A 521-nucleotide genomic window follows, 5' to 3' on the forward strand; every position below is an offset into this window, starting at 1 on the left:
ACCCGCCAGCACAGCATCGCGCGCAGCCTGCAGCTGCTGGACGTCCAGTGCCGTGCTGCTGGACAGGGTGATGTCACGGCCCTGTACCTGCAGTGCGCTGCCCAGTTGATTGCCGGTTCCGCCCAGCACGATATCGGTGCTGGCGGTCAGCTGGCTGTTGTTGCCGATCGCCAGGCTCCCACTTCCCTGGCGGATCGCACCCGCGTGTGCAGTCGCCAACAGCGTGCCGCCGATGGTGGCTCCATCCAGCAGCAGGGAGGCCCCTTCGATCGTGGCATTACCTGCGATGCCGGCGGTGCCCAGGCTCAAGTGGCCACCACTGCGCGCGATCAGGCTGTCCGCCGTCAACCCCAGCAGCTGCAGGGGGTCGGTGCTGGCCAATGCCACCTGCCGACCCTGCACGGCCACGGCATCACCGAAACGATTGCCAGCGGCCTGCAGGTCGATGTCACCGCCGGCACTCAGGCGGGTGGCGCCCGCTACCTGCACGGCGCCCTGCTGGCGGATGTCGCCGGCGCTGG

The 521-nt window shown here is 69.1% G+C and carries 1 protein-coding gene; it reads right to left on the minus strand.

The window, feature by feature from the left end:
- Positions 1–521: hypothetical protein (locus EKL94_RS22500; protein ID WP_185830085.1), on the minus strand; the 521-nt coding region annotated here is incomplete at both ends.

This window comes from Stenotrophomonas maltophilia (assembly GCF_003970865.1).
GTDB lineage: Bacteria > Pseudomonadota > Gammaproteobacteria > Xanthomonadales > Xanthomonadaceae > Stenotrophomonas > Stenotrophomonas maltophilia_AR.